This is a genomic window from Mycolicibacterium chitae (assembly GCF_900637205.1).
In the GTDB taxonomy this organism is placed as follows: Bacteria; Actinomycetota; Actinomycetes; order Mycobacteriales; family Mycobacteriaceae; genus Mycobacterium; species Mycobacterium chitae.
The window spans coordinates 5,154,344-5,169,155 of record NZ_LR134355.1; the positions used below are offsets into that span (position 1 = coordinate 5,154,344).

Below are 14,812 nucleotides of genomic sequence, written 5' to 3' on the forward strand. Positions count from 1 at the left end.
ACGGTCATTGCGCCCTTAACACAAAAGCCGTCTGATCGCCTCGACCTTCGCGGTTGAGGCGATCAGATTGCCGTTCCCAGCGCCACATTTGCTTCATGCCGAAAAGGCGGATTAGCTCCCGGAAATTCGCGATCTCAGGCAGCGCGATGTCGCGCCGGTATGCCTCGCTGCCAAAGAACTGTGACGAGTTCGAGTCGTCCCACACCTCTTGCACGCGCATGCCCACTGCACCGGCCGCCAACTCCATCCCCCGCCTGGAGGGCACCAGGGTGTGCCGAGGAGCGTCGATCAGGCACCAGTGTCTCCCGTAGACCTTCCACGCTTCCGATGATGTCGTCGGCAGGCGCACCAAGCAGATTCCGCCGGGGACCAGCCGTACACATGCTGCCCTGAGAGTCGCCACCGGGTCAGGTACGTGCTCCAACGAATGGTTGAACATGATGAGGTCGAACTCGCCGGTCACTTCGTTCATGAACTGCTTCGCAATGGGTACGCCCGAGGACGTGGCGACGTCGGTCTCGATGAACGGGTCGGCTCCGGCAAGATTGGTGAAGCCGACCTTGGCCAAACGCTCGAGCAGCGTTCCGTTACCGCACCCAACGTCCAAGATTCTGGCGTCGAGCGGAATCTCCAGACGACCAAGCATTCGGACGACGTCGCCGCTCGCATCCCGTGAACCGATCAATGATCGAATCCCTGGCGGCAGCGCCGCGATCATGCCACCGACCAGGCGACTGCCCCTGCGTAGTGCGAACCGATCCTGCTGTTTGGTCAACCAGGGCAGCAAACCGGCTTCTGCTGGAGAATCGTAAGAGTAGTACTTGCGGGGGTAGTGGCGAGCTAGTTCCTCCCCGTCGAGCACGTTCAGTATCTGCAATGTGTCGCATTCGGAGCAGACGAAGTACTCGAACAATTCCCGGGTGCCGTAGTACATCTCGCGGACGGTGATGACCTGGTGCGGCCCCGCCGCACCACATGCCCTGCATTCCTCCGATACTTCGCTCATTTGTTCTCCCGGTGAAGTTGTGTTGCGCTGGGCCCGCAGCCCAGTGTGCTGATTGCGCGGGAACGGCTATGCCGGGCGCCGACGGGTCTCACGCGAGACGCCTCGAACCGGCGAACTCTTCCACCACGTCGGCCGCGTGGACCACGCTTTCGGCAGGTGAGGTCATGCGGTCCGCAAGGTCGCGGGCTCTGGTGGCGTATCCCGGATCGAGGATGCGGTGCAAGTCCTGTGTCATCGTTGCACGGTTGCTTTTCGAGAAGCGGCGCGTGGTACCGATTTTCATCTTCTTGATCTGTCCTCCCCAGAGCGCCTGATTGGCGTCCATCGACAGGACCAGGGTGGGTACTCCCGCCCGCATGCTCGCGGCCGTCGTGCCGGATCCGCCGTGATGGACCACTGCCCGGCACAGCGGGAAGATCGCCGCGTAGTTCACGGCGCCAACCACCTTCACATGTTCAGCGTGCGACACTTCGCTGAAGTCGCTCCATCCGGCACACACCAGCGCGCGCTCACCCAACTCCGCGCACGCCGAGGAGATCATCTCCACAGTGTCCTCGGGTGACTCGACGGGCATACTGCCGAACCCGAAGCAGATCGGCGGCGTACCGGTCGCGATCCATGCTGCCACCTCATCGTCGGCCTCGGTCGACATGGTCATCGTCAACGCACCGACGAAGGGTCGCTGGTCGCGACATTCGGCCCATTCGACCGCCAAGCCCGGGAAAGCAGCCGCATCGTAGGCCTGGATCTCCAGAGAATTCCGCGCGGTGATCCGCCGTGAGGTCGGTCCCGTTGCCCTGGGCAGACGGAGGTCTCGCCGCTGTGCGTCCTCGACCTTCTTGTTCAGTCGCCAACCCACCCAATCAAACGCTTTCATCGACCATCGGCCGAGCTTGGCCGGCAAGAAGGTGACGAGCTGACCATTGGGCCGCATCGGGACGTGATGCAGGGTGGCCAACGGAATATCGTGGTACTCCGCGACGTTGGCCGCGGGCTCCTGGTAACTCTGCCCCGCCAATATCACATCTGCACCGTCGGCCGCGGTCTTCAACGTCGCCGCCATCTGGGCCCACGCCGTGTCGCTGAGCTCCCACATCTCACGCCACAACCGCCGGATATCGCCCACCCGCCAAAACTTGTGCAGCGCGAACTTCCAGAAGTTGCGGTAGACGTCGAGCCACGTCTTCGTGTCCAGCCCGTATGCCACCGTTTCCAGCCCGGCTGACTCGGTGAACCCCATCAGATCCGGGGGCACTGCCATCAGCACGGTGTGCCCCCGGCGTTGTAACTCGCGACCCACGAAGATCGAAGGCTCGATATCGCCACGGGTGCCGTAGCTGGCCAGGACGAACTTCATCGCGTACCCACCCCTCTCGCCCGTGGCCTCGACGACCGCACCATCCTCAGCATCGGCATGGCCATCAATCCTTGCGCCAGAACACCCCGGTGCCGTCGATCTCGATAATCTCGGCCGAGATGCCGTGCTTGGCACGGTAATCCGTGACGGCTTGTCGACATCCGTCGATGGCGTGGTAGTCGTCGACGATGCAGAATCCGCCGGGTGACAACCGCGAGTAGAGACCGTCGAGCGCCTGAATCGTGGATTCGTAGAGGTCGCCATCGAGCCGCAACACCGCGATCCGGTCAATCGGGGCGTCGCCCAGCGTGTCTTTGAACCAACCGGGCAGAAAACGCACCTGGCCGTCCAGCAACCCGTACCGCTCGAAATTCGCCCTGACGTCCTTCTCCGCGACCGCCAGAATCGGCGCCGCGAGATACAGTCGGTCACCCTTGTCGGCCTTGTACTTCGCCGTATCCGGCGGCGGCACACCGGCAAACGAGTCTGCCAACCAGACGCATCGAGTCTGATCGCCGTACGCCGCCAATACCGCCCGCATCAGGATGGATGCCCCGCCACGCCAGACGCCGCACTCGACCAAGTCACCCGGTACGTCCTCGGCCAAGACTGTCTCGACGCACTGTTGAAGACTGGTGAGCCGCTTCATGCCGATCATCGTCAGAGCGTCGGCAGGCCAATCCAACCCCAGATCGCGCTTACGTCGATCAAACGGACGCTTACGCGCCAACATGATGTTGCCGACCTTGAAGATCGGGCGATGGAGCTTGCTCCATCCCACCGGCACCAATTCATCGCTTCCATACCTGGTCAGATCCTGCCGGAGCAGGTCCAAATAGGCGGATCGGCTATCACGCTCAGTTACGGTCAAAACTGTTCCCTATCTCGATACCTGCGACCCACTGCCAACCCTAACCCCGCAACCTCACGTTAGCGGGCTTTCTGAAATTGCCCGCATCCGTTGTCGCGGCGCGGTTTTGGGTGCTCATATGAGTTCCGTGCGGCAGAATGCATTTTGGGCGAACGTTTCGGATTCCACCAACTCCTGCACGATTAGGTGAAATGCGCATTTACGCGCTTGCTGGCAAATAATCCCACTCGGCCCGACAGCCAAGACGCTAGCTGAAGGAGGCCCTGGGTAGTGGCTTCGAATCTTTTGCTCGATGCACCACCACCACGGAATCGAACACCTCGATCCGATCGATGATCGTCGCCGCGAGCGGCACCTGCATTTCCCTGACCCGCTTAGGATGCCCTTCCATCAGATGGAAGACCGACTTCATCTGCATGTAGTGGGCGTGCATCGCATCCATCAGCCACTTGGTGAAGTCGATGAACGATTCGGGTTGATCCCGGTAGGGCGTCCAGTAGTTGGCACAGACATCCTCGACGATGTAGACGCCGCCGGGCTTGAGCCGGGGGAAGAGGTACTGGAACGACGTGATCATCTGGTGGGGCGTATGGCCACCGTCGTCGAGCACCGTGTCGAAGGTACCGAACTCCTCGAGGACGCTGCTCAGGAAGGCGGTGTCGGTCTGGTCCCCCACCCGCACATGGATGTCCCGTGCGGCGTCGTCGTACTGGGTGACCTTCGGGTTGATGTCGAGGCCCACGATGGTGGCGTCAGGCAGGTACTGCCGCCACATCTGCAGCGAACCGCCCCGGTCCACACCGATCTCGAGCATCCGTTCTGTATGGCCCAACGCCTGCTCGTAGATGGGTAGATAGTGCCGGAGCTTATGGATGTCGCCGGTGGTCTCGAAGATCCGTCCGATCGCGGAGTCTTCAGGAGGACCATCCTCGGCGCGCATGCCTACCGGGCGCGCCAAATCCGGGCCCAATACCTCGAGCATCCGCCGCCGACCCCGGAAGGGATAGCGACGGGTGATGAACGGCGCCTTCGGTTGCAATGCCAGGCGGAAGAGAGCCATAGTCACGAAATCCCCTGTTGATGAATAGAAGTCAGATCACATCGATATCCGGTCAATGCCTTGGGGTGAAGACTACCCGCGATATCCGGCAACCCTGCCAGATGCTGTTCTGGGCCTACGGCTGGGTGGCCGCGTCCCGATCCAGTCGGCATCCGCGGTCCGAATCAGAGCCCGGGCTCGGTGGCGGCGCGCGGACTCACCCCCAGAGGGTCCGTCGACGACAGGAGACGTTTGCGCTTCATCCGGTTCTTCAGATCCAGTGCGCGCTTCTCGACCAGGAACCAGCTCGCCGCGGCCATCGGCAACGTCGCGGCCGTGGAGACGACGAAGAACACGAACGGATTCAGATTGGACAGGCCCGCGACCGCCAGCAACTGCTGGATGGGGAACGCGTAAATGTACATTCCGTAAGAGATGTCGGTACGCACGTTCATGCGGTTGCTCTTCACGAGGATGCCAGAGACGACGACGGCATACGCCAAGGGCAGCCCACCGATCAGGCGATAGTCGGGCATGGTGCCGGCCACCGCGACGATGGCGGCACATACCGCGACCAGTGACCACCGCGCTGGGATGACATCGCGCCATTGGTAGAGGGCAGCGCCCGCCGAGAACATGATGGCGGTGCGCATGGCCAGCTGCGGAATCGTCCACTCACCGGGGAATGTCAGCGGCGGCAGCATTGCCGCCCCGGCTGTCGCCAGCACCAGGATCACCGGAGACACCCATCGGAACTTGGCGAGTCCGACAATGCCCAACCCAGCCACCGCGAGATAGCACATCAGCTCCCAGATGAGGGACCACAACGAGGCATTCCAGATGCCCGCGAAGGGGATATCGGCTGGCGTTCCGGCCACATCGAATTGGAGGTGGATCACTCCGAGGTTCTTCAAGACGTAATCGACCGGCGCACTGGACAGCAGCAGCTTCATCGGTGATCCGCCCTGGATGGCTACGCTGAGCGGAGCGATGACGAACGCCGTCAGCAACAGGCAGACGTAGAAGCCAGGGAGGATCCGCAGCGCACGAGCGAGGACATAGTCGCGCACGTGGGGATCGCGTAGCCAACTCGCAGTGATGAGGAATCCGGATAGTGCGAAGAACCCGTCGACTCCCACCGAGAAGAGCAGTTGCAGAACCGCCGGGGAGTACACGACATGGCCGGTCACCGGGAACGAGTGGAAGAGGATCACTTCGGTCGCCAACACGAGTCGAAGCGCATTGAGCGCATTATTTCGCGGATCGAATGCAATCCCGAGCTTCATCCGCCTCCCTAAGCTTCCGATATCGCCGGGTCATAGTATCGCCAGACCAATTCGGGCCGTGCAGGTTTCACGGACTTGATCGATTGACTGCGGGGAGATCCATTCGCCATTGATGTTGATGTGCGTCAGTGACCGAGGTCAGCGCTCGATCAAGCAGGCCATTCCGGTTGCTAGGAGTTCTCGATCCATTCCAGAAGCGCCGGCAGACCATCGGCGAGCGACCACTTCGGCCGCCAATCGAGGGCGCTGATTGCGGGCTCGAGTTCGCAACTCGCTGCGCGTACGTCACCGTCACGAAACTTCGGGACCACCACGGGCTCCGGGGCCGAACAGATGCGGGCAACTTCGCGGGCCAACTCGTGGATGGTGGTTGCGTTTCCGGAACCGATGTCCAGGCAGCGCTGTCCGCGCGCGGGTGAACGGACTGCGCTGAACAGAGCCTCGACGACGTCATCGATGAAGACGAAGTCGCGCACGATCCGGCCGTCCTCGTAGACCTCCAACGTCTCACCGGCCCGCGCCAATCGCGCGAAGAGCGCCACGATCCCGGTATACGAATTGGTAAGTGACTGCCCGGGTCCGTACACGTTCTGCAGTCGCAACACACTGAGGTTGGTGTCATGCGCCGCGGCCCAGGCGGCAAGTAGGTGCTCCTGTGCAAGCTTCGTCGCGGCGTAGATATTGGTAGGTCGCGGCTCAGTGAGGCTGGCACGGCTGGGAATTGGTATCGCGGGGCCGCCTTCGGGCCCCTGCGGGTCCCAACTGCCGGCCACAAGCTGGGCATGACTACGCGGCAGCGGATAGAAGGTTTGCGCTCCGACCCGCCAGGATCCTTCACCATATACGGCCCTTGATGACGCCAATACCAGCTGCTCGGGGACCATGCCGGAGCGACTCAGCGCGTCCAGTAGCTGAGTGGTTCCCACCACGTTGACCGAGCCGTGGCGCGTTGCCTCGGAAAGAGATTGCGCTGTACCGGTTTCAGCTGCCAGATGGACGATTTGAGAGGGCTTGAACAGGCGAAGCACGGCGTCCCAGTCCGGGGCATGAGTGACATCACCGGTGAACAGTCGCACCGACTGCGGCAGGCTGATGTCCCCGCTCCCGGAGTGCACCTGTGGATGCAAGACATCCATCACGGCAACGTCGTAGCCGGATGCCACAAGAAGAGACGAAAGCGCAGAACCGATGAACCCTGCTCCGCCGGTGATCAGTACGGACCTAGCCATTTGTCGGTGACACCTCCCGTGCGACTGCAGAGTCAGACAGCAACCGCACGCGCCCAGGGGTGCAGTCCAGGTCATGGTAACGGCGGTACGTTAGGCGGGAATACTGAGGTGCCGGAAGTCCGCTGGCGGGTGTCTGCGTCCCGCCGCCGGCATTCCCACTTTGACTCTCGAGGCGGTAGGAGCGTGCGTAGAGTGACGGCCGACCGAATGTAAGGAACTGAGGCGCTGATTCACGTCCAGGCAAGGGGGCCGTCATGGAGGGGTTCGCCGGGAAGGTGGCCGTCGTAACCGGAGCCGCCTCCGGAATCGGGCAGGCGATAGCCGTCGAACTGGCCCGTTCTGGCGCGAGACTGGCGATCAGCGACATCGACAGTGTCGGCCTGGCTAGCACCGAAGCGATGCTCAAACACCTTGGTGCGCCAGTCAAATCTGACCGCCTGGACGTCACCGAGCGAGAGTCCCTGCATGCCTACGCCGATGCGGTGCACGACCACTTCGGTACGGTTAACCAAGTCTACAACAATGCTGGCATCGCATTTGCCGGCGACGTCGCATCCTCACAGCTCACCGATATCGAGCGGGTGCTACACGTCAACTTCTGGGGTGTCGTCAATGGGACAAAGGCGTTCCTACCCCACCTGATCACCTCGGGTGATGGCCACGTTGTGAACATCTCGAGCTTGTTCGGGTTGTGCGCGGCGCCCGGCCAGGCCGCCTACGTCGCCTCGAAGTTTGCGGTCCGCGGGTTCACCGAGGCCCTACGTCTCGAGATGATCCTCAGCGGACATCGGGTGAACGTCACGGCTGTTCACCCAGGCGGCATAAAAACCGGACTCGCCCATCATGCCGACGGAGTGCCTGGTTTCGACAAGGCCCTGAGTATCAGGGTATTTGACAAAGCGGCGATCACATCTGCGGAGACAGCGGCACAGAGAATCCTGACCGGGGTCCGTAAGAACAAAGCGCGAATACTGGTTGGCCGAGACGCCAAAGCGCTCGACCTCCTCGTACGGCTGACCGGACCGGGCTACCTGCGATTGTTCGCCGCGGTGATCTCTCGCAAGAGATCGGCGCCGTCACCGCCCCATTGACGACGCCGGGTCCCGCCCAGTCCAACCACCGTATCTGTGTCAGCTAATGTCAAGTCGCCCTGTCCACGGTCGGGATCGAGCAGAATGCAACGAGGGCAGTATTTTTGGCAACCGATGCCGACCTGGGCCGCTTACGCCCAGGTCCCCTTGCGCCGCCGCGCCATCGCCTGGATCTCGAACACCGGCTTCATGATCGATGGCCGCGAAATCTTGTTCAACAGACTGTCGGTGTAGCGGCGGGAGCCCTCGAACGCGTTTCGGAAGGCGTGCTCATTCGCCTGGTATGCCCCGTACACCCGATCCAGCGCCGACGTATCCGGAAGCTGGTCCCCTGCGGCCGCCCGCGTGACCTCGTAGATCTCGGATATCCAATCGGAGCCGAACGGGTCGGTGACGGCTCCGTGGTGTCGTTCGTGTCGAAGATCGGGTGTCAGGAACTCTTCGATCGCGCGTTCATCCGGGCTGTCGAGGTCCATCGCCAGCGTTGTCGAGATCCGCTTGACTTCACGACGCCAATCGTCGAGCAGCTTCTCGTACTCGACGAAGACGCGCGGCATGCCACGCGACTGTCGCTCAGCAAGCAAGTTGTACTTCACCCACAGGGCGCTCGCGAGTTCCGGCGATGCGCGGCCGGCGGCACCCAATGACGCGATGACCTCCTGCGGGTGCCGCACCGAAATCACCGCCGCAGGCTCGTATCCAGCTAAACGCGTTGCTTCGAACCACATCTCGGACAGCGCGGTGATGCGGAGCTCTTTGATCACGGTGTGCGGCGCGACTGGCAATCGCTGGAGATACGCGACAATCTCGGCAATGTAGGCCGACTTGTCGCGCGGCTCGATCTCACCCTCCTCCAACAACCGCAGCGACGGATCCCACCAGGAACTGCCCTGCCTGGCCAGGAACGCGCTGTTGAGGATGATCGATGCACGGGGCTCCCAGTAGCCGCGTCGATTGTGTTTGCCGGCTCCCAGCATCCCGTCGGGAAGCGCAGCGCCACTCAGCGACAGGACCCTCGTGAGAGCCGAGGTACCGGAACGGGCCACCCCCAGGACAAAGACGATGACGGGGCGCGGCGAAGTGCCGTTCTGTCCGTCCGGCACCGTCATGAACTCCACTCATCGTTATGGGCGGCACCCGCCGCGAGGACGCAGTATTGCACCGAGGCGTACCTGCACTGATAACCGGCGTCGAACATGTAACCCCCAAAATCGTGGCGTCCCAAACCAATCGTGGCGATAGCGCCACTGTAGGTCAAGTGTCATCCACGATAGTCCGATAGCCCGGCGGCGTATCGTCAATTATGCTGCCACGCACAGGCTCCGAGGTCGTCCGCACCTGCGACGGTAAGTTTGAGCCGATTACCCGCGGCTCTGCCTCTCAAAAGTTCTCGTGCGGCGCAGGCCGTTCGAGCACCCCCGATGGGACCCCAAAGGGGCTTGTAGGCAACGTCAACGGGGTAGCGTGGCGGCGGTGTTGGGTTCGGTGCTGGCTGTGGCGGTTCTGGGGAACCTCAACCCGGTGCGCTTGGGGGTGGTCTTGTTACTTGTGACTCGGCCACGCCCGACACAGAACCTGATCGCCTTCTGGATCGGGTGCTTGACCGCGACTTCGTTATCCCTGACTATCCCACTATTGGTGTTGAACCTCACGCCGATGTTCGAACCCGTGATGCGTGATCTGGCGGACTCGGCGATGGGGTCCACCGTGGGTAAGGTGCAAATTGGGCTGGGTGTGTTGCTACTGTTGGTCGGCGCATTTTTGACCGCACGCCTTCGGAGCCGGCGGAAATCGGGTCCGCAAACTGCGCGCGGTGAACTTTCTTTCCTCGATCCGAACAGCACGCGCGTGACCGACCACCATTCGGCCGACGCCGGGCCTGCCACCACGACGGTCCGATCGGTGCTGCAGCGGGTGCTCGCCCCCGCCCGCAACGGGTGGAACAACGGCGCACTTTGGATCGCCTGCGTGATCGGGCTCGTAATGGGGCCGGCGCCCGAGATGATCCTCCTCGTACTGGCGATCATCGTGACTTCCGGAGCCACCGTAGGTGCGCAGGTCAGCGCCGTCATCGCGTACGCTCTGGTGTTACTCGCCCTGGTCGAAACGGTGCTCGTGGGCAGCCTGCTGATGCCCGCAAGAACCGAGGCGGTCCTGCAGCGACTACGCAGCTGGACCATCACTCATCGACGACAGATCCTGGTGGCCATTTTCACCGTGGCCGGTGCCTCCACCGTGCTCACTGGCATCAGTCGCGTTTGAGCCGTCGGGACTCCCGCAATCCGAGCTCTCGGCAGGCCGGCAGGCGACCTCGAGCGAGGTCCAGCAAATTCGCTGTCGCCGGCGAAATTTGCCCTACCGGGGCCGATGCGCCCGTCGACAGCCCCGGCAATCCAGACTGATGAAGCGCAGAGCCCTTGTTTCCCTGTTGTTTTGGCTGACCACTCACCTGCGGCCGCACAGTGCGGCCGCATTCTTGTGCGCAATATCAGCCCCGCATCGGGCCCGCCGTCAAGACCATTCAGTCGGCATTCTGGATCACACACGTTAAGGTGGCATGCGTGTTCCGCGACAACGAGCGTTGCTACAGGGACGGCCGCCGCCACGCCACTACCGAGTTCGCCGCCGGGTAGAAGGCATGCGCGGCATCATTCTGGCGGGTGGCTCGGGCACCCGGCTGCATCCGATCACGATGGGCGTGAGCAAGCAGCTGCTGCCCGTCTACGACAAGCCGCTGGTCTATTACCCGCTGTCGACACTGATCATGGCGGGTATCCGAGACATCCTGGTGATCACGACGCCCAGTGACGCCTCCGCATTTCAGCGGCTTCTGGGCGACGGATCGGCGTTTGGCGTGGACTTGCGCTATGCGGTTCAGGAGGACCCCGAGGGCCTGGCCCAGGCCTTCGTGATCGGTGCGGACCACATCGGTGGCGACACCGTGGCACTTGCTCTGGGCGACAACATTTTCTATGGTCCGGGACTGGGCACCAGCCTGAGTCGGTTTCAGAATGTGAGCGGCGGCGCGATTTTCGCGTATTGGGTAGCGAATCCGGCGGCCTACGGCGTCGTGGAGTTCGGTGCTGACGGCACGGCGCTGTCACTGGAAGAGAAGCCGCAGCACCCGAAGTCGCACTATGCGGTGCCCGGGCTGTACTTCTACGACAACGACGTCATCGAAATCGCACGCTCGCTGCAGAAGTCAGCGCGCGGCGAGTACGAGATCACCGACGTCAACCGGACGTATCTGGAACAGGGCCGACTCTCCGTCGAAGTGCTGGCCCGCGGGACCGCGTGGCTGGACACCGGAACCTTCGATTCCCTGCTCGATGCCAGCGATTTCGTTCGCACCATCGAACGACGCCAAGGATTGAAAGTCAGCGCGCCCGAGGAAATTGCCTGGCGTGCAGGCTTTATCAACGATGATCAGCTTGCTGCGCGCGCCAACGAACTGCTCAAATCCGGCTACGGGCAGTACCTCCTACACCTGTTGGACCGGAAGTAGCCTCCGCGCTGTAACGTTCGAGCCTTCGCATCAGATAGGAAAGTAGGTCTCGCACCAGGTTTGAGACCGAGGCATCGGTGGGTAGCTCAACCGATGTCGAGACTGTCCCGGGTCGACCCCGCTGGACGACATCTCGTCAATATTCGAAGGAGCGACACATGATCCGACCACCGTTGACCAAAGTAGCTGCCGCCGCGTGCGGACTGGCCCTGTCCTTGTCGGCCGGCGCGGGTATCGCGTCCGCAGCCCCCGACTATGGGCCGATGGTCGACACCACCTGCAGCTTCGATCAGGCGATGACGGCGGTGCGCACGGAGAACCCGACCGCCGCGCAGTACCTCGACCAGTCGCCGCCCAACGTGCAGTTCTTGCAGGTGTACCTCGGCTCGTCCCGCGACGAGCGGATCAACCTGCTCAACCAGATCAGCGGCAACCCGGGCATCGACCAGGCCCTGCCGGTGTTCCAGCAGATGTTGACCAGCTGCTCCAAGTACTGAGCTCATTCACCCCAGATCGTCCCCAGCGGAGAGGGCCTCACCGCTGGGGACGATTTGTATCGTCAGTCGTCCCCTAGCAATGCACGCACCGCGGGACGGGTCCCGTAGGGGCGAAGCATGGCACTGGCGGGTCGGGGGCGCACCCGCTGCGGCCACCAGAACCACCGGCCCAGCAAAGCGGCGATCGACGGGGTCAGGAAGGCGCGCACAATCAACGCGTCGAACAGCAAACCGAAGCAGATGGTGGTGCCCACCTGCCCGATGATCCGCAGGTCGCTGACCACCATTGCGGCCATCGTGAGCGCGAACACCAGACCCGCCGTCGTCACGACCTTGCCGGTGCCACCCATCGCCCGGATCAGGCCGGTGTTCAACCCCGCGCCCATCTCTTCCTTCATGCGGGAGACCAGCATCAGGTTGTAGTCCGAACCGACTGCCAGCAGGATGATCACGGACATCGCCAGCACCATCCAGTGCAGATAGATGCCAAAGATGTACTGCCAGATGAGCACTGAGATGCCGAACGAGGCGCCGAGCGACAGCACGACGGTACCGACGATCACCAGGGCCGCGATCGGGCTGCGCGTGATGATGAGCATGATCAGGAAGACCAGGCACACCGCGGCGATACCGGCGAGCCAGACGTCCCAGGTCGATCCGTCATGCCAGTCCTTGGCGGTGGCCGCGGCGCCGGCGATATAGATCTTGCCGCCGGCCAGCGGTGTGCCCTTGAGCGCCTCCTCGGCCGCGGTCCTGATCTGGTCGATGCGTTGGATGCCCTCGATGGAGGCGGGGTCACCGCTATGAGAAATGATGTAGCGCACGGATTTCCCGTCCGGCGACAGGAAGAATTCCATGGCGCGTTGGAACTCCGGATTCTCGAACACCTCCGGAGGCAGGAAGAACGAGTCCTCGATCTGGGCCGCGTCGAATGCCCGCCCCATGACGCTGACATCCTTGGAGGACTCCTCCATGCCGGAGTTCAGCCCCGACATGGTGCTGTGCATGGTGAGCGTCATCTCCCGCATCCGCTCCATTACCGCGATCATTTTCGGCATGATGACCAGCATCTCCGGCATCAACTCGTTCATGATCGCCATATCGTCGACCAGGACCGCGAAGTCGTCGTTCAACCGGTCGACTTTGTCGATGGTGTCAAAGATGGATCGCAGCGCCCAACAGACCGGGATGTTGTAGCAGTGCGGTTCCCAGTAGAAGTAGTTGCGGATCGGCCGGAAGAAGTCGTCGAACAGCGAGATGCTGCCGCGCAACTCCTCGAGGATCTCCTGCATCTCCGTCGTATGCCCGAACATGCTTTTCGTGGTGGCGACCATCTCTGTCATGACGCCCAACATGCGCTTCTGGACCGCGATCATCTTCGCCATGTCGTCGGCCTGCTTCAACATGTCGTCGGTGCGTTCGTTCTGGAAATGATTCGACTGGGTCTGGGTGGCGCTTTGCAGGCTGAGCAGGAACGGGATGGAGGTGCGCTCCATCGGGGTGCCCTCCGGTCGCGTGACCGCCTGCACCCGCGACACTCCGCGCACCTGGAAGATGGCTTTGGCGACCTTGTTCAACACCAAGAAGTCGTCCGGGTTGCGCAGATCGCGATCCGTTTCGACCATCAGAACTTCGGGGGTCATCCGCGACTGGGAGAAATGCCGCTCGGCGGCCTGGAATCCCTGATTGGCCGGGATGTCTCCGAGAATGTAGTTGCGGTCGTTGTAGCTCGTCTTGTAGCCCGGTAGCGCCAGCAGGCCGACGAGCGCCAGCGCCAGCGCGGAGACCGCGATGGGCGCCGGCCAGCGGACGATCGCCGTCCCGATTCCGCGCCAGCGACGCGCGGCGATCTTGCGCTTGGGTTCCAACATGCCGAATCGGCTGGCCACCGCGACACCGGCCGGCACCAGAGTCACGGCGACCGCCACCGCGGCGGCCAGGCCGATGGCGGCCGGAACGCCCATGGTCTGGAAGTACGGGAGCCGGGTGAAGCTCAGGCACAGCATCGCCCCGGCGATCGTCATACCCGAGGCCAGGACCACCGGGGCGACACCGTGATACATGCTGTAGTAAGACGTTTCGCGATCCTGACCGGCCTGCCGCGACTCCAGATACCGGCCGAAGAAGAAAATGCCGTAGTCGGTGCCCGCCGCGATACAGAGGAACACCAGCATGTTGACGGCGAAGGTGGACAGTCCGAGGATCTCGTAGTGGCCGAGCACGGCCACGACACCGCGCGCCGCGCCCAGCTCGAAGCCCACCATCAGCAGCAGCAGGATCACGGTGACCAGCGACCGGTAGACCATGAGCAACAGCGCGAAGATCACCGCGACGCTGACGATGGTGATCTTCAGAATGGAATCATTTCCGCCCTGGTGCATGTCGGTGACCAACGGGCCCGCACCGGTGACGTAGACATCCACACCGGCCGGGGGCGGTAGCCCGTCGACGATGTCCCGCACGCCGGCGACCGACTTGTCGCCCTGGGCGGTGCCCTGATCCCCGACCAGGTTCAGCTGGACGTAGGTGGCCCGGCCGTCCGGGCTCTGCACGCTCGACGCGGTCAGCCGGTCGCCCCAGAGGTCCTGCACATTTGTCACATACTCTGGGGCGCCGTGTAATTGGTCGACCAGGTTCGTGTAGTACTCGCGTGCGTCTTCGCCGAGGGGTTCCTGGCCCTCCAGCACGATCATCGCGAAATTGTCGGAATCGGAGTTGTCGAAGGTTTCGACCATGCGCTTCATCGCCTGCGCCGACGGGGCGTCCGAGGGCATCAGCGCGACGGCGTGCTCCTCGCCGACGGTCTCCAACATCGGCGCCGAGAACGTCAGCGCCAAGATGAGCGCCAACCATCCCACGATGATCAGCGGTGCGAACCGTCGTATGGTCCGGGCTATGAAGGGCCGCCGGGAATCCTCAGTGTCCATACGG

12 protein-coding genes are annotated in these 14,812 nt (G+C 62.7%); 4 read left to right on the forward strand and 8 right to left on the reverse strand.

The genetic code is table 11. The features are described from left to right. Positions 1-4 precede the first annotated feature (4 nt). The 6 genes from EL338_RS24520 to EL338_RS24545 all read right to left on the reverse strand — a co-directional run bounded on the left by EL338_RS24520 (position 5) and on the right by EL338_RS24545 (position 6,788). Positions 5-1,006 carry a class I SAM-dependent methyltransferase gene (locus EL338_RS24520; RefSeq protein ID WP_163791920.1) on the reverse strand — a complete coding sequence of 334 codons (1,002 nt, stop codon included), beginning with the start codon at positions 1,004-1,006 and terminating at the stop codon, positions 5-7. An 88-nt stretch (positions 1,007-1,094) separates the two neighbouring features. Then, positions 1,095-2,363, reverse strand: a complete 1,269-nt coding sequence (locus tag EL338_RS24525) for a glycosyltransferase (RefSeq protein ID WP_126336118.1) — start codon at positions 2,361-2,363, stop codon at positions 1,095-1,097. 64 nt (positions 2,364-2,427) lie between these two features. Further along, positions 2,428-3,234: a TylF/MycF/NovP-related O-methyltransferase gene (locus EL338_RS24530; protein ID WP_126336119.1), complete on the reverse strand. Its 807-nt coding sequence runs from the start codon at positions 3,232-3,234 to the stop codon at positions 2,428-2,430. A 247-nt stretch (positions 3,235-3,481) separates the two neighbouring features. Beyond that, positions 3,482-4,216, reverse strand: coding sequence for a class I SAM-dependent methyltransferase (locus EL338_RS24535; RefSeq protein WP_126337114.1), 735 nt, complete (start codon positions 4,214-4,216; stop codon positions 3,482-3,484). 242 nt (positions 4,217-4,458) lie between these two features. After that, a complete protein-coding gene (locus tag EL338_RS24540; RefSeq protein WP_126336120.1) occupies positions 4,459-5,559 on the reverse strand; it encodes an acyltransferase family protein in 1,101 nt (366 codons plus the stop codon). Positions 5,560-5,729: 170 nt separating this feature from the next. Then, positions 5,730-6,788 (reverse strand): NAD-dependent epimerase/dehydratase family protein, encoded by a 1,059-nt coding sequence (locus tag EL338_RS24545; protein ID WP_126336122.1) that lies wholly within the window; start codon positions 6,786-6,788, stop codon positions 5,730-5,732. 254 nt (positions 6,789-7,042) lie between these two features. Between EL338_RS24545 and EL338_RS24550 the strand changes: the two genes are divergently transcribed. After that, positions 7,043-7,879 (forward strand): SDR family NAD(P)-dependent oxidoreductase, encoded by an 837-nt coding sequence (locus tag EL338_RS24550; protein WP_126336124.1) that lies wholly within the window; start codon positions 7,043-7,045, stop codon positions 7,877-7,879. Between the two features lie 131 nt (positions 7,880-8,010). Here the strand turns inward: EL338_RS24550 and EL338_RS24555 are convergent, their stop codons facing one another. Beyond that, on the reverse strand, positions 8,011-8,988 hold the full coding sequence (locus tag EL338_RS24555; RefSeq protein ID WP_126336126.1) for a sulfotransferase family protein: 978 nt from the start codon (positions 8,986-8,988) through the stop codon (positions 8,011-8,013). Between the two features lie 355 nt (positions 8,989-9,343). Here EL338_RS24555 and EL338_RS24560 point away from each other — a divergent pair, with 355 nt between their 5' ends. The 3 genes from EL338_RS24560 to EL338_RS24570 all read left to right on the forward strand — a co-directional run bounded on the left by EL338_RS24560 (position 9,344) and on the right by EL338_RS24570 (position 11,881). Further along, positions 9,344-10,141 (forward strand): GAP family protein, encoded by a 798-nt coding sequence (locus EL338_RS24560; protein WP_163791922.1) that lies wholly within the window; start codon positions 9,344-9,346, stop codon positions 10,139-10,141. Positions 10,142-10,517: 376 nt separating this feature from the next. Beyond that, positions 10,518-11,384 carry a glucose-1-phosphate thymidylyltransferase RfbA gene (gene rfbA, locus EL338_RS24565; protein WP_126336129.1) on the forward strand — a complete coding sequence of 289 codons (867 nt, stop codon included), beginning with the start codon at positions 10,518-10,520 and terminating at the stop codon, positions 11,382-11,384. A 158-nt stretch (positions 11,385-11,542) separates the two neighbouring features. Next, entirely contained in the window at positions 11,543-11,881 is a 339-nt protein-coding gene (locus EL338_RS24570) for a hemophore-related protein (protein ID WP_126336130.1), read from the forward strand. A gap of 62 nt (positions 11,882-11,943) precedes the next feature. Here the strand turns inward: EL338_RS24570 and EL338_RS24575 are convergent, their stop codons facing one another. Further along, positions 11,944-14,808: an MMPL/RND family transporter gene (locus EL338_RS24575; RefSeq protein WP_126336131.1), complete on the reverse strand. Its 2,865-nt coding sequence runs from the start codon at positions 14,806-14,808 to the stop codon at positions 11,944-11,946. Between the last annotated feature and the right edge of the window lie 4 nt (positions 14,809-14,812).

Coding starts and splice junctions, on each gene's coding strand:
- EL338_RS24520 (WP_163791920.1), bottom strand. CDS start 1,006: ATGAGCGAAGTATCGGAGGAATGCAGGGCATGTGGTGCGGCGGGGCCG.
- rfbA (WP_126336129.1), top strand. CDS start 10,518: ATGCGCGGCATCATTCTGGCGGGTGGCTCGGGCACCCGGCTGCATCCG.
- EL338_RS24540 (WP_126336120.1), bottom strand. CDS start 5,559: ATGAAGCTCGGGATTGCATTCGATCCGCGAAATAATGCGCTCAATGCG.
- EL338_RS24575 (WP_126336131.1), bottom strand. CDS start 14,808: ATGGACACTGAGGATTCCCGGCGGCCCTTCATAGCCCGGACCATACGA.
- EL338_RS24535 (WP_126337114.1), bottom strand. CDS start 4,216: ATGCTCGAGGTATTGGGCCCGGATTTGGCGCGCCCGGTAGGCATGCGC.
- EL338_RS24555 (WP_126336126.1), bottom strand. CDS start 8,988: ATGACGGTGCCGGACGGACAGAACGGCACTTCGCCGCGCCCCGTCATC.
- EL338_RS24550 (WP_126336124.1), top strand. CDS start 7,043: ATGGAGGGGTTCGCCGGGAAGGTGGCCGTCGTAACCGGAGCCGCCTCC.
- EL338_RS24570 (WP_126336130.1), top strand. CDS start 11,543: ATGATCCGACCACCGTTGACCAAAGTAGCTGCCGCCGCGTGCGGACTG.
- EL338_RS24545 (WP_126336122.1), bottom strand. CDS start 6,788: ATGGCTAGGTCCGTACTGATCACCGGCGGAGCAGGGTTCATCGGTTCT.
- EL338_RS24525 (WP_126336118.1), bottom strand. CDS start 2,363: ATGAAGTTCGTCCTGGCCAGCTACGGCACCCGTGGCGATATCGAGCCT.